We start from the raw sequence: 13,313 nt of genomic DNA, 5'->3' as shown, positions 1-13,313 counted from the left end.
CGGTTTGCCGATCCGGCAAGTCCGTTCGCCGCGCGCCATACAACCTTGGGATGCTGGTGGCATGCACACCGACGGGACGCACGCACACGACGAAGACCCCAACTACTTCGAGGTCGCCGGGTGGGAGGAGAGGTATGCCGGGGCCGACTCCGTCTGGAGCGGGAAGCCGAATCCGCAGCTCGTGGCGGAGGCGAGCGGGTTGCGGCCCGGCACCGCGTTGGACGTCGGGTGCGGCGAGGGCGGGGACGTCATCTGGCTGGCGCAGCAGGGCTGGCAGGTGACCGGTGCGGACTTCGCCGCGGGCGGCCTGGCGCGCGCCGCCCGGCACGCGGAGCAGGCCGGCGTCGCGGACCGCACGCAGTGGTGGCAGGTGGACGTTCGTCAGTTCGACGCGGGCGGACGCTCCTACGACCTGGTGACGTCGCACTTCCTGCACCTGCCCGACGGCGGGATGGTGGACGCCGTGGGCCGGTTGGCCGGTGCCGTTGCTCCCGGCGGGCACCTGCTGGTCGTCGGCCACTCGCCGGCGGCGCACTTCGCCGAGCTGTCCGAGGCGAAGCGGAGGGCGATGTTCCTGGCGGCTGACCTGGTGCCCGGATTGCCCTCGGGCTTCGAGGTGTTGGTGGCCGAGCAGCGTCCGCGCACCGTGGTCCGCGACGGGGTCAGCATCGACATCGACGACTCGACGCTGCTCGCGCGGCGCCTTCTCGCGTGAGGCTCAGGGCTGCTTCGGCAGCGGCGCGGGTGTCGTCTTCGCGGTGAGCCAGTGCAGGATGTACGGCCCGGCCTTCGATTCGAGCGCCTTGCTCATGTAGGCCGCGAACTTCGTCCGATCACTGTTGCCGTACTTCGCGGTCGCCGGCCATCCCTTCAAGGCCGCATCGAGCTTGGCTCTGCCATAGGCTTTTTCGAGATTGTGCAGCAGCAGCGCGCCACAGTCATAGATGTTCATGTCGCCGAAGTCGTCGTGCCGATAGGCACCGGGTGGGCCGCCCATGACGCGCCACACCTCGTCCTGACCGCGCTGCAACCTGCCGTAGACCTTCGACTCGGTGGTGTAACCGCGGTCGATCAGGTAGCGGTATTCGAGGTACATGGTCAGGCTCTCGTTGAGCCAGACGTCCTTCCAGTCGGTCGGGGTGATCTCGTCGCCGAACCACTGGTGGATGAGCTCGTGCACCACGTCACCCTCGGTCTCATACAGGTCGGGCTTCGAGAGTTGGTCGCTGAATGTCACGAGCGTCTGGGTCTCCATGCCCGAGTTTCCTGGCACCAGAAGGAAACCCGCGCTCGCGAACGGGTACGGGCCGAGGGTCTTCTCGATCCAGGAGAGCATCTGCGGGGTCTTGCGGATCAGCGGCAACATCGGGCTGTGCCGGTCGGCATACCAGTAGTTGACCGGTAGCCCGTGCGGCCCGGTCACCTCCTGGTGGGTGTATCTCCCGAATGCCACGGTGGTCAGGTATGACGATGCCGGCTTGTCGAGGTGGAACGAATTCGTCGTGCTGTCACCGGTTTTCACCGACGATGTGAGCTGACCGTTGAAGACGCCCTGCTGCCCGCGATGCGCGGTGAGGCGGGCATCGTAGTAGGCCTTGTCGGACGGCTGGTCGTTGACGGGATACCAGGTGAAGGCGCCGAACGGCTCCTGGAAGGTCCAGGTGTTCCCGGTCCGCCCGATGTGGAAGCCGTCCTTCTGCACGTCGGACCGCATCGCCGGCTCCTGGGTCAGCGCAGGCGTTCCGGCATACGAGATGGCAACGGTATGGCGGGAGTTCGTCGTCAGCGGCCCAGTCTGGATCGTCACGCTGTTGCCGCTGCGGGTGCTGCTCACCCGCTTGCCGTCGAGGACCACCTTGCTGACGTGCAAGGGTGTGCCGAGCGCGAAACGGACACTGTCACGCGCGGTCGTGATGCGGAACCGGATCGTGGCGATGCCGGTGAGACGCTTGGCCCTCGGCCGCCAGTCGAGGTCCAGCCCGTAGTGCAGGGTGTCCAGATACGGGGTGCCGTGCTTCGGGTAGTAGCTGTCCTTGACCGGATGCGACAGCGCCGCCCGGTAGGACACGCCCGGCTTGCCCGGAGGGTTGCTGTCGGCCGCGTCCGACCCCGACGAGCCCGTGGACCCGGTCGGCGTGCTCGCAGCGCTGGAGCGCGGCTGCGGTTGACCTGTGCTGCCGGTCGGCGTCGCCGCGTCCGAACCGCTCTGACAGGCCGCGATCAGCGCCGCGGAAACGGTGGTGGCGACGACGATGACGGGCTTACGCATCCGCTCCCCCTCGAGATCATGCACGCAGTGTCCCCTCCGCGCGGTGCTTCGAATCTCACACATCGAGGGCGCTGCCGCAACCGCTTCCGCGGAACTGCGGATCAGCCGATGACGCTCGCGGGATCGACGTACTCCAGTCCGTGCGCCTCGGCAACCGGCTCGCAGACGACCTGCCCGGCATAGGTGTTCAGGCCGCGGGCGAGCGCGGCGTCGGCGTGCAGCGCCTCCTGCCATCCGTGGTTCGCCAACCGCACGACATACGGCAGGGTCGCGTTGGTGAGCGCCCAGGTGGAGGTGTTCGGGACGGCGCCGGGCATGTTGGCGACGCAGTAGAACGTGCTGCCGTGGACCCGGAACGTCGGGTCGGCGTGCGTCGTCGGGTGGGTGTCCTCGAAGCAGCCGCCCTGGTCCACCGCGATGTCCACCAGCACCGAGCCGGGCTTCATGTTGGCGACCATCTCGTTGCTGACCAGCTTCGGCGCCCGGGCACCCGGGATCAGCACGGACCCGATGACCAGGTCGGCTCCGAGCACCTGCTCGCGCACCGCCATCTCGGAGCTGGCGATCTGCCGGACCCGGTTGTCGTAGCGCCAGAACGTCATCCGCAGTTTCTCCAGGTCGGTGTCCAGGATCGTGACGTCCGCACCCATGCCGAGGGCGATGTTCGCGGCGTTCTGGCCGGTCACCCCGCCGCCGAGGACGACGACCTTCGCACTGGCGACACCGCCGACACCGCCCATCAGCACCCCCGACCCGCCGTGTTCCTTCATCAGCGAGTGCGCACCGACCTGCGGGGCGAGGCAACCCGCGACCTCGCTCATCGGATAGAGCAGCGGCAGCATCCCGGACGGGAGTTGCACTGTCTCGTAAGCGATCCCGGTGACCTTCGTCTTCACCAGCTCGCGGGTGAGCGCCTCGTCGGCGGCCAGGTGCAGGTAGGTGAAGAGCGTCAGATCCGCACGGAGCCGGTGGTACTCCTCCTCGATCGGCTCCTTCACCTTCAGCACGATGTCGGCCTCGCCCCACACGTCGTCGGCCGACTCGACGATCCGGGCACCCTCCGCGACGTACGCGTCGTCGGCGAGCGAGCTGCCCTCGCCGGCTCCCCGCTGGACCAGCACCTCGTGGCCGTTCCGGACGAGTTCGTGCACGCCGACCGGGGTGATGCCCACTCGGTGCTCGCCCGCCTTGACCTCTGTCGGGACTGCGATCTTCACTGGCGCGTGCTCCTTCTGGCTCGGTGGCCATCGGCTGCCGTGACCACGTGCGGATCGTCCGGTTTCAGGTCTAGCACCTCGGTGCGCCGGCCGCTGGTCGCTGCGCTTTCTTGTATGGCGCGCCCGGCGCCTAGCTCGCAGCGGTGAGGTCGACCGTGCGGAACGGCGACGCGATCAGGATCGCGACCGCAACCGTGAAGATGGCTGCCGCGACGATCAGCGCTGCACGGGTGCCCGCGACGGTCGCGAGCAGCCCGGCCAGCGGCGCCACGACGACGACCACGGCCCGGTTGAACGCGTGCATGGTGATGTTCGTGCGGGCCTGGAGGTGGTCCGGCGTCATGGTCTGCCGGTATGCCATCTCGTGCGAGTTGCTCGCACCCATCGCGACACCGTGCAGGCCCTGCCCGAGTGCGAGGATCGCGGCCACGTGCCAGCCGCCAGCCGTCGCGGCGAGTGCCATCACCAGCACCCCTGCGATCGTCACGAACTGGGTGGCGATGACGGTGCGTCCGGTCCCGAGTCGCCGACCGACGACCGTGGTCACCGCCGCCCCGACGACCGCACCGACGCCTGCGACGGCGGTGGTGATGCTGAACTGGATGACCGAGAGATGCAGGGTCTGCAGCCCGTAGGTGGGCACGACGACGCCGAGGATCGCGTTGGCCGCGAACCACACATGCGTGTTGATCGCGTTCGCTCGCAGATGCGGGCCGCGGTAGATCCAGCCGATCCCGTCGCGGATCTCGCTGCGTACGTTGCGTCGTGCGGCCGCGGGCTGCGTCCGCGGCTCCTCGATCCGCAGAGAGGCCATCATCGCCGCGGAGAACAGGTAGCTCAGCGCGTCGATGAGGACCGCGAACGGAGCACCGACCACCCGGATCAGGACTCCCGCCAGCGCCGGGCCCGCCGTCTGCGCAACGGCATCCGAGCCGTCCAGGAAGGCGTGACCGCGTTGCAGCTGCGCCAGCGGTATGACGCGGGGCAGGACCGCCATGGACGCCGCCGCGTTGACGAGCGTCGTTGCGCCATACAGGAACACGAGCGCAGCGAGCACCGGCACGGACAGCACCCCGGCGACCCACGCGAGCGGGACCAGGGTGAGCAGCACACCGGCCGCCAGGTCGGTGACGACCATGACGGGCTGTCGCCGCCGGCGCTCGACCCACGCCCCCGCGACGAGTCCGAAGAGCAAGTAGGGCAACCAGCGGCACGAGTTCACCCAGCCGACGTCCTGCGCGTTGCCGTGCAGTGTGACCAGGATCAGCACCTGCAGGGCGAGCAGGGTGACGTACGTGCCGAACGACGACACCGTCTCGCCGATCCACAATCGCCAGAAGGCGGTTGGCAGCCCGGGTTTGCCCCTGGCCCGCTCCCCCTCCGACATCGGTCCACTGTATAGAGCGGTCGGCGTCGGCCGGGAAGGTCAGCCTTGGCTTGCTTGCGCGCGGTCCGGAAGTGGGAAATTCTGGACTCTGTACAGATAAGGCGAAAGGCGACAGTAATGGCAACCACCAAGTCCTCCTCCACCACCACGACGTCCGAGTTGGCCTCCGGAGCCGCACAGTTCCTCACGCCGGTCGTCATCGATCTCGAAGCGCTCGTCGTCAACGGCAAGCAGGCCCACTGGCACGTCCGCGGCGGCAGCTTCATCGGCATCCACGAGCTGCTCGACGGCGTCGTGTCGCACGCCCAGGATTATGCGGACACGGCCGCGGAGCGCGTCGTCGCGCTCGGGCTGCCGCTCGACTCCCGACTGCAGACGGTCGCGGAGAAGAACACCCTTCCGGCACTGTCCGAGGGCTTCCAGCAGTGGCCGGCTACCGTGGCCGAGGTGATCGCGCAGATCGACGCCGCACTGGTGACCGTCCGGGCCGCGATCAAGGGCCTCGACGAGGTCGACCTGGCCAGCCAGGACGTGGCGATCGAGATCGAGCGCGGACTGACCAAGGACCGCTGGCTGCTCGAGGCGCACAACGCGAGCTGAGCAGGCACCACCACCACGGATCAGGGCGGGCGGCCAGTGGCCGCCCGCCCTGCCGCGTTCCGCAGAATGGGACCCGGGTTTTAGGTAAGGCTTGGCTAAGTTACAGTGGTGCCATGAATCGCCACCGTCGGGGTCCGTCGACCCACGTGCTGATCGCCGGCGACGAGCGCGACCTGGAGGTCGTCGCACAACTCGTCGCCGCGTTGCCCGCTGACGCCTTCGGCCAAGTGCTGATCGAGACGCCGATCGAGTCGGGGCCGCCGGCACTCTCGACGCCGGACCGGGTCACCGTGCAGTGGCTGCCGCGCACGGCCGACGCCGCACCCGGTGGGCGCCTCGCCGAGAGCCTCACCTGCTGGGCACGTGAATGGCTGGTCGAGGGGGACCGCCACCTGAACAGGTGCCATCACCTGTTCATCGGCGCCGCGGGCGTCCGGGCCGTCGAGGTGGTGCGCGAGGTGCTGTTCGTCGACGAGTGTCACCACCTGGAGTCGCTCGGCGACATCGTGGTGACCCGGTCGGGCGCGATCGGCTGACCGTAACGGTCCGCTCGCCTGCCCCGCGTCGGCCCTCGTCCGACCTGACTGACTGCTCGCTGGTATGACGGGAGCATCCGCGAACGTTGCGGTGTGACGGAGCAACCATCGACAGGCAGGCAGTGACCGATGAGCACCGGCGAGGAACGTGCGGCGGCGGCACTGACCGCTGCCGGTATCGACCATGAGATCGTTCGGCACGGACCGGTCCCGTCGTTGGCCGAGGCGGCCGCGGTCCGCGGCATCGAGCCGGCCCAGATCGCGAAGACGATCGTGGTCCGCCGCGACGAGGACGACTTCCTCTTCGTGCTGGTACCGGGCGACCGGAAGATCTCCTGGCCGAAACTGCGCGACCTGCTCGGCGTCAAACGACTCTCGATGCCGGACGCAGCGACGGCTTTCGACGTGACCGGCTACGAACGCGGGACCATCACGCCCTTCGGCGCTGCACAGGCCTGGCCGGTGATCGCGGACTCCCGTGTCACGGGCACGATTTCGATCGGCGGCGGTGGCCACGGCGTCTCGGCGACGGTGACCGCCGAGGACGTCATCCGGGCCCTGCATGCCCGGGTCGCCGATGTCACGGACCCGATGACGTGACACCGAGTCGCGCGGCGAGGTTGACCCACGTGCTGGTGACTTCCATGCCGAGGCCGGTGTAGAGGCCGAGGGCGCCGGTTCGCGAGTCGGTCGACAGCTCGAAGCCGGTGGCGCCGTGCGTCCGGCCGATCTCGAAGACATCGGCGAGCAGTGCGCGCGCGTGTCCCTGACGCCGAGCGTCGGCGCGGACGGCGAGACGGTCGACATACACCGACCCGTGGTTGCTGTCGATGACCGAGAACACAGCAGCGACAACCTCCTCCTCCCCGGTCGGGGCGTCCCGGCACAGGACTCGCATGTGCCAGTCCGCGAAACCGGGCCGTTCGTATGTCTGCGCGGCGAAATCGGCGTACGTCGCCTTGCGGCGGTCCGACCACTCGAGGAAGGCGTCCTCCAACACGTCGTATGCCGCCGACCGGTCGGCGACGGACGTTGCATTGCGGATCCGGTGGCCGTCCGGGAGGTGCGGGCGGTCGATCCGTACATCGGTCGGCAGGCGCAGCGCCCAGGACGTCCATCGCTCGGCGAACCCGAGTCCGCGCAGCAGGCGCTCGCCGTCGGAACCCGCCGGCACCGGCATACCGACCATCGCGGCGCCCTTCGCTCTGGCACGGGCGCACACCCAGTCCGCCAGCGCGGTGCCCAGTCCCCTTCCGCGGTACGGCGGTCGGACTGTGGCGTCGTATCGGTCGGCACCGGGATATTCGGCGTATGCCGCGAGCTCCCCGGACGAGGTGAAGACGCCGACCGTGCAGGCCGCGATGTCGAAGGACGGTCGCTGCCAGTCGCCGACGATGTCCGCTTCCTCGATGCTGACCAAGCCCGTGTCGTGGAGTTCGGATGCCGCCATCGCCGTCGCGACCGCGCCCGCGTCGTCGAAGCGCAACGCGCGCACCTGCCACCCCGGGAACGCTGCGGGGTCGAGTCGCAGCCCGGTGAGGTCGGGCGAGGCGGCGCGCTCAGTCGTCATACAGCAGATCTTTGCGACCGAGCGCCCGTCGCGCACCCGGATTTGCGGGCCACCTGCGTCCGGGTGACCCGCGTCCGCGTCAGGACGTGGCGATCGACGCGTCGTCGATGACGAAACTCGTCTGGTCGGTGTAGTCCTCGGACCCGGTGAACTTCAGCGTGACAGCCTGCCCGGCGTACGCCGAGAGGTCGAAGGTGTACTTGCTGTAGCCGGTGTTCGCGTTGAGGTTGGAGTAGGTGTAGAGGTTGCGCAGCACGCTGCCGTCGCTCGCGAGCAGTTGCACCTTGAGGGTGTCGTACTTCGATGTGGTCGTTGTCTCGGCGGTGTCGATGTGCATCCAGAATGACGCGGAGACAGTGCAATTCGCCGGCAGCGTCACGGTCTGGGAGAGGGTGTCCGTATGGCTGGTGCCGTAGCCGTCGAGCCAGGCGTCCCAGGATCCGGTGTGGGCCGGTTCTTTGCTGCCGTCGTACAACACCTGGGCGGACGACACGCTCCATGGCGACGCCGTACCGCTCTCGAAGCCGGCGTTCCCGAGCAGCTGGCTCGACCCGCAGCCGCTGGTGCCGCCACCGCCCCCGCCGGTCGAACCGAAGTCGTCGTCGAAGGCCTGCTCGATGCCGTTGACGATGCCGGAGTCGCTGACGATGAGGCCGAGCTCGCGGTTGTGGTTCAGGGAGTTGTCGGAGAAGTTCTCCGAGCCGGCGAAGACCTTCGCGTCGGCGGTGCCGTAGTCGGCGACGATCGCCTTGGCGTGGATGTAGTAGCCGCTCGGGTCCGTGTAGGTCTTGACCTGGCCACCTGCTGCGGTGACCTCGTTCAATTCCGTTGTGTAGTCGTCGTCTTCGTTCTCCGCGACCACCCGCACCGCCACACCGCGCTGCGCTGCCGCGACGACTGCGTTGACGAGGGTGGGGTCACCGAACTCCTCCTCCTGCACGTCCAGGCTTGTCTGTGCACCGTTGATCAGATTGAGGATCCGGGTCTGCGAATCGGTCGGCGACCACACGAGATCGGCGCCGTCGGACGGTGTGATGGAGGTCTTGGCGTAGTCGGCGTCGAAGACCGCCTCGATAGCGGACACATCCGACTGGTTGGTGTCGAAGATGCCGTAGTCACGTGACGTGGAGTAGTACTTCGTGTCGAAATTGCCTGTGCTGATGTAGGACTCGGTGCCGTCGACGGTGATCGTCTTCTGGTGTGTGTAGACGAAGGACGACGACGAGTAGGTCACTCCCGCGCCGGCGTTCTGCAATGCGGTGTATGCCGCACCGTCGATCGACGAATGCTGGCTGTCGAAGATGACCCGGACCGTGACTCCTGCCTTCTCCTTGGCTACCAGATCGTTCACCAGTGTCGTGTCTCGCAATTCGTAGATCGTGACGTCGATCGACTTCGTGGCGGTGTTCACGAAGTCGTAGATGGCACTTTCTCCCTGATCCGGAAGGGTGACGAGGGAGTAGTCGCTCGCCGCGTGCGCGGTGCCGGCTATCGGTATGAAGCTCGCAGCCGCAACGGTTGTCGCGATTGCGACGGATCGGACGAGCCAATGCATGGCTTTCACAGGTGGCCTCCTTGAAGGGGTGGAAGGAAGCGCAGTCGTCTGGCCCCAGGGGTGAACGGAGCAGGGTCGGAATCGGCTATCGCGCGCCGCATCATATGAGCCGGAGGTGCCACGACTGGGGGTGCGAGGGCGAATGAAGACTGAATCCAGACCGGCGCTTTGCCATTCGATCAGCTTGTGCCCGAGCGACTTTCAGCAAGAGTGGAGGGAGGACCGAAGTGACGTGGGGTGTTTTCGCGCGCTCCGGGTTGGCATGCTGGAGGGATGGACGCAGGTACGCAGTTCGCCGTCGAGTGGCTGCTCGCGGCGCCGGAGGCTGCGGTGCGTGAGCTGTCGCGGCATACCCTGTTGGGAGTGCCGCGGGCGGGCGAGGACGTGCTCAGCGGACCCTGGGTCTCGGCGTTGCTCGCCGGTCAACGGGCCGACGGAGGCTTCGGCACCGACCCGTACCGCAAGTGGACCGGCGCGCACTGGCGACTGGTCGCACTCGCCCAACTCGGGGTACCCGGCGACGATCCGCGAGTTGCCGCCGCGGCCGAGCATGTGCTGGCGTGGATCAGCGCGGATCTGCGTCGGCCACCGCCGGTCGTCGACGGTCTGGTGCGGTCCCACGCCAGCATCCACGGCAACGCGCTGGGTGCCTGCGTGCGACTCGGGCTCGCGGGCGACGAGCGCACCGGGCAGCTTGCCGAGGCGATCGTCTCCTGGCAGTGGCCGGACGGCGGGTGGAACTGTGACCATCGCGCTTCGGGGCGTCGCTCGTCGTTCCACGAGTCGGGTTGCACGGCGTGGGGATTGTCCGAATATGCCAGAGCCACAGGAGATTCCGGTGCCAGCGGCGCTGTGGACCGTGCGGTGGAGCTCTTCCTCAACCATCGGGTCTTCCGAAGGTCCGGTTCCGGCGCCCCGATCAACGCCCGATGGCTGTCGACGCCGTACCCGTCGTACTGGCACTACGACCTGCTGTCCGCGCTGCTGCTGATTGCGCAGGTGGGTAAGGCCACCGACCCACGCGCGGCCGACGCACTGGACCTGCTGGAGACGAAGCGCCGACCGGACGGGCGGTGGGATGCGGCCGCGCAGTGGTGGCGTCCATCTGGAAGCAGAGTGACACCCGAGGTCATCGACTGGGGCCCCGCCGGCGAGCCGAACCTGATGGTCACCCTGAACGCCCTCCGCGTGCTCCACGCCGCCGGCCGCCTCGCTCTAATGCAGTAAGCGCCAAGCCGTTTCGCTGTGCGCCCCGAGTAACCAGCCGACCACCGCTGCGCCGGCCGAGTAGGCGAGCCGGTCATTTTGCGCTGGCCGAGTAGCTGGAGGAGCGAAGCGGGGGAAGCGTATCGAGGTCCGCGCACCGGTGCGGTGGCCGAGTAGGCGCCTCGTCGCGCTGGCCGAGTAGCTGGAGGAGCGAAGCGGGGGAAGCGTATCGAGGTCCGCGCACCGGTGCGGTGGCCGAGTAGGCGAGCCCGCAAGGGCGAGCCGTATCGAGGTCCCGCGCCACCCCGCGCTGGCCGAGTAGACGAGCCGGTCACCCCACGGTGGCCGAGTAGACGAGCCGGTCATTTTGCGCTGGCCGAGTAGGCGAGCCCGCAAGGGCGAGCCGTATCGAGGTCCCGCGCGTGCCTCACGACCCCGCGAGCCGATACGTTTCGCATCAATTATATCGAAGAAATGTTCGCACAATCTCTGTACTTCCTGAACGTTACCCGATAGAATCATGACAACGAAAACACCCAGGGGACAGGGGGATCCGACCGTCATGGCCATCGACTCTCCCCTGCACGTGCCCGACCACCCCGCACCAGTACAACCGGATACGACTATCCCGGACGGGTACGACCCGAAGCGGCGGCCGGAGCCCGGTCTGGGGCCCCGCCTCCTGGACCAGGTGACCGCGACCGTCCAAGCGTTGGATGAGTTGCCGGGTGTGTTGGAGCAACTCGGGGACGACCAGGAGGCCGACCTCGTCGGGGTGTTGTTGCGGCTGCAGGCCCGCGCGGGGCAGGTCGCGACGTTGGCGACCGCGAATGCTTTGGACCGGGGTGTGTTGTTGACCTCGGATGCGGCGAACGCGACCCAGTGGGTGACCGGGTGCGCCACCGCTGCCGGGACCAGTATTGAACCGGCTGCGGCGTCCACCATCAGTGTGGTGGCGCAGGCGTGCCGGGACCGGCGCAACCACGTCATCGCCGCGGCGGTGCGGGACGGGTCGTGCACGCTGGGCACCGCGCGGACGGCGTTGCGGCAGACCGCGAAAGTCGCCGAAGTGTTACCGGCCGCGGCCCGGGAGGACATCCAGGCGTGGTTCCTGCAACTGGACCCCGCGTTGGGTGCCCGGGGTGTCACGGAACTGACCCGGCGGATCATCGCCAAGTACGACGCGGACAAACTCTCGGATGAGGATGCGCACCTGGAGCAGGTGGAGTCGTTGACGTGGCGGACGCTGCCGACCGGGATGATCCGGTTGATCGCCGACCTGTGCCCCGCCAACGCCGCGATCCTGAAGCAGGCGGTCACCGCGTTATCCGCACCCCAACCCGCCACCACCACTGAGGCCGCAACCAGCAGCGCCAGCGCCAGCACCGGCACCAGCGACGACGAGGGCGACGCCGGCGACAGTGACGCCGACGACGGTGCGGGTGAGGCCCCGGGCACGGACCACGACCACGTCGCCGGCGACCGTGGTGGCGACGCCGGTCAGGACCCGGCCCGTCGCGACCCGGCCGGACCGAAGGTGCCATGCCCGGCTGGCGTGCCGACAAGGTCGCCTGACCACCGGGACGGTGCGGGACCTCGATGCGGGCTCGTTCCTCGCCCTTACTCGGCCACCGCGGGAATGACCGGGCGCTGAAATGGCGGTGCTGAAATGGGTTGCGCGGGGCGATGACTCGGCGAGCGCGGGCGCGGGACCTCGATCACGGTCTCGCCTAACGGCTCGACCTACTCGGCCACCGCGGCGGGCCTCGCCCTTACTCGGCCACCGCGGCGTGACCACCGCGGAAATGGCTGCGCGAGGTGATGACTCGGTACCGCTGACTTCACCCCAACCATTGACACGCGTGTCATATTCGAGCAGCATACGGATATCCGGTCCTCCACAGGAGTTCCGGCAGACCCCCGATATCTCTGCGGGGACGAAGGTTGCCGAGCGATCGGCATACAGGACTGACTCCGGGAGTGCATCGTGAAGTTTGGAATCCGGTACGCGAACACAGGCCCTTACACCAACCCGGACGCCGCGCGCGACTTGGTTCGTCAAGCCGAAGATGCCGGGTTCGAGTCGGTCTGGACCGTTGAACACGTACTGATCCCACCGAATTACGAGTCGCAGTACCCCTATACCAAAGACGGCCGGATCCCCGAGGCGACGGCCCAGACCTATATCCCGGACCCGATGGTGTGGATGGCCTATTGCGCCGCCGTCACGGAACGGATCCGCTTCGGCTCGGCCGTCATCGTCCTTCCGATGCGGAATCCGGTGCTGTTCGCCAAGGAATCGGTAACCCTGGACAACCTCAGCAACGGCCGCCTCATGCTCGGCCTGGGCTCCGGTTGGCTGGAGGAGGAGTTCCGGGCCCTCGGCTGTCCCTTCGCCGATCGCGGGAGACGGATGGATGACTCCATCGACATCCTGCGCTATCTCTGGGGAGCCGCGGACGACCCCAAGATCGAGGGTTTCGAACTCCACGACATCAACATGGAGCCGAAACCGAAGAACGGGTCCATCCCGATCCATATCGGCGGCGACAGCAAGGTAGCGGCACGACGAGCGGGCCGACTGGGCGACGGCTACTTCCCAGCGCGCGGCTACTCGAGCGAGCTGCGTGACACCCTGTGGCGCGCAGCCGAGACGGCGGGCCGAGATCCTGAACAGATCGAGATCACCGTGAGCATGCCCGACAGTGAGGCCGAGCTCGAAGCGCTGGCATCACTTGGAGTTGATCGTGTCGCAGTACCCGTGACGAGCGAAGCCGGCCTCAAGCAACAGATCGACGGCGCGCACGATCTTCCGAAATGGCAGCGAATCATCGAGAAATACCAGGATTTGTAATCCGCTTCCAATGAGGCCCGATACATCCGGGTCTTGACTAGACATGACACTGATGTCATTGTCATCTCACGAGGCAGCGGCACCCGTGTTCGACATCACACGGCGTCGACCGAAATCAC

At 67.6% G+C, this 13,313-nt stretch carries 12 protein-coding genes; 7 read left to right on the top strand and 5 right to left on the bottom strand.

All coding sequences use genetic code 11. The features are described from left to right. Positions 1–61: 61 nt before the first annotated feature. Positions 62–715 (top strand): class I SAM-dependent methyltransferase, encoded by a 654-nt coding sequence (locus FHU39_RS19125; protein WP_183322285.1) that lies wholly within the window; start codon positions 62–64, stop codon positions 713–715. 3 nt (positions 716–718) lie between these two features. Here FHU39_RS19125 and FHU39_RS19120 read toward each other — a convergent pair whose 3' ends face one another. From FHU39_RS19120 to FHU39_RS19110, 3 genes are all read right to left on the bottom strand, one after another. Next, positions 719–2,269 carry a M1 family metallopeptidase gene (locus FHU39_RS19120; protein WP_183322284.1) on the bottom strand — a complete coding sequence of 517 codons (1,551 nt, stop codon included), beginning with the start codon at positions 2,267–2,269 and terminating at the stop codon, positions 719–721. Between the two features lie 101 nt (positions 2,270–2,370). Further along, positions 2,371–3,486, bottom strand: coding sequence for an alanine dehydrogenase (gene ald / locus FHU39_RS19115; protein ID WP_183322283.1), 1,116 nt, complete (start codon positions 3,484–3,486; stop codon positions 2,371–2,373). 130 nt (positions 3,487–3,616) lie between these two features. Next, on the bottom strand, positions 3,617–4,873 hold the full coding sequence (locus FHU39_RS19110) for an MFS transporter (RefSeq protein ID WP_183322282.1): 1,257 nt from the start codon (positions 4,871–4,873) through the stop codon (positions 3,617–3,619). A gap of 117 nt (positions 4,874–4,990) precedes the next feature. On the opposite strand from FHU39_RS19110, the gene FHU39_RS19105 reads away from it, so the two are divergent. From FHU39_RS19105 to FHU39_RS19095, 3 genes are all read left to right on the top strand, one after another. Beyond that, the gene (locus tag FHU39_RS19105) at positions 4,991–5,473 is read left to right on the top strand and encodes a Dps family protein (protein WP_183322281.1); all 483 of its coding nucleotides are present in this window, start codon (positions 4,991–4,993) and stop codon (positions 5,471–5,473) included. 113 nt (positions 5,474–5,586) lie between these two features. Continuing rightward, positions 5,587–6,009: an SIP domain-containing protein gene (locus FHU39_RS19100; protein WP_183322280.1), complete on the top strand. Its 423-nt coding sequence runs from the start codon at positions 5,587–5,589 to the stop codon at positions 6,007–6,009. 129 nt (positions 6,010–6,138) lie between these two features. Beyond that, positions 6,139–6,609: an aminoacyl-tRNA deacylase gene (locus FHU39_RS19095; protein ID WP_183322279.1), complete on the top strand. Its 471-nt coding sequence runs from the start codon at positions 6,139–6,141 to the stop codon at positions 6,607–6,609. On the opposite strand, the gene FHU39_RS19090 is transcribed toward FHU39_RS19095, so the two are convergent. Both FHU39_RS19090 and FHU39_RS19085 read right to left on the bottom strand, forming a co-directional pair. Then, positions 6,590–7,579 (bottom strand): GNAT family N-acetyltransferase, encoded by a 990-nt coding sequence (locus FHU39_RS19090; RefSeq protein WP_183322278.1) that lies wholly within the window; start codon positions 7,577–7,579, stop codon positions 6,590–6,592. The genes FHU39_RS19095 and FHU39_RS19090 overlap by 20 nt on opposite strands. 79 nt (positions 7,580–7,658) lie before the next feature. After that, complete coding sequence (locus tag FHU39_RS19085; RefSeq protein ID WP_183322347.1) at positions 7,659–9,134, bottom strand: phospholipase D-like domain-containing protein; 1,476 nt, start codon at positions 9,132–9,134, stop codon at positions 7,659–7,661. A 273-nt stretch (positions 9,135–9,407) separates the two neighbouring features. Here FHU39_RS19085 and FHU39_RS19080 point away from each other — a divergent pair, with 273 nt between their 5' ends. From FHU39_RS19080 to FHU39_RS19070, 3 genes are all read left to right on the top strand, one after another. Further along, positions 9,408–10,361, top strand: a complete 954-nt coding sequence (locus FHU39_RS19080; protein ID WP_183322277.1) for a prenyltransferase/squalene oxidase repeat-containing protein — start codon at positions 9,408–9,410, stop codon at positions 10,359–10,361. Positions 10,362–10,860: 499 nt separating this feature from the next. Then, on the top strand, positions 10,861–11,994 hold the full coding sequence (locus FHU39_RS19075) for a 13E12 repeat family protein (protein WP_183322276.1): 1,134 nt from the start codon (positions 10,861–10,863) through the stop codon (positions 11,992–11,994). A 333-nt stretch (positions 11,995–12,327) separates the two neighbouring features. Further along, positions 12,328–13,194, top strand: a complete 867-nt coding sequence (locus tag FHU39_RS19070) for a TIGR03619 family F420-dependent LLM class oxidoreductase (RefSeq protein ID WP_183322275.1) — start codon at positions 12,328–12,330, stop codon at positions 13,192–13,194. Positions 13,195–13,313: the final 119 nt, after the last annotated feature.

This window comes from Flexivirga oryzae (genome assembly GCF_014190805.1).
GTDB classification, from domain to species: domain Bacteria; phylum Actinomycetota; class Actinomycetes; order Actinomycetales; family Dermatophilaceae; genus Flexivirga; species Flexivirga oryzae.
The sequence above is the reverse complement of the archived record's forward strand: the minus strand, read 5'-3'. Positions and strand labels throughout refer to the sequence as shown.

What these genes read in the sequence shown, in the direction of transcription:
- FHU39_RS19125 (WP_183322285.1), top strand. Translation starts at nt 62, where the DNA reads ATGCACACCGACGGGACGCACGCACACGACGAAGACCCCAACTACTTC.
- FHU39_RS19120 (WP_183322284.1), bottom strand. Translation starts at nt 2,269, where the DNA reads ATGCGTAAGCCCGTCATCGTCGTCGCCACCACCGTTTCCGCGGCGCTG.
- FHU39_RS19110 (WP_183322282.1), bottom strand. Translation starts at nt 4,873, where the DNA reads ATGTCGGAGGGGGAGCGGGCCAGGGGCAAACCCGGGCTGCCAACCGCC.
- FHU39_RS19105 (WP_183322281.1), top strand. Translation starts at nt 4,991, where the DNA reads ATGGCAACCACCAAGTCCTCCTCCACCACCACGACGTCCGAGTTGGCC.
- FHU39_RS19100 (WP_183322280.1), top strand. Translation starts at nt 5,587, where the DNA reads ATGAATCGCCACCGTCGGGGTCCGTCGACCCACGTGCTGATCGCCGGC.
- FHU39_RS19095 (WP_183322279.1), top strand. Translation starts at nt 6,139, where the DNA reads ATGAGCACCGGCGAGGAACGTGCGGCGGCGGCACTGACCGCTGCCGGT.
- FHU39_RS19090 (WP_183322278.1), bottom strand. Translation starts at nt 7,579, where the DNA reads ATGACGACTGAGCGCGCCGCCTCGCCCGACCTCACCGGGCTGCGACTC.
- FHU39_RS19085 (WP_183322347.1), bottom strand. Translation starts at nt 9,134, where the DNA reads ATGCATTGGCTCGTCCGATCCGTCGCAATCGCGACAACCGTTGCGGCT.
- FHU39_RS19080 (WP_183322277.1), top strand. Translation starts at nt 9,408, where the DNA reads ATGGACGCAGGTACGCAGTTCGCCGTCGAGTGGCTGCTCGCGGCGCCG.
- FHU39_RS19075 (WP_183322276.1), top strand. Translation starts at nt 10,861, where the DNA reads ATGACAACGAAAACACCCAGGGGACAGGGGGATCCGACCGTCATGGCC.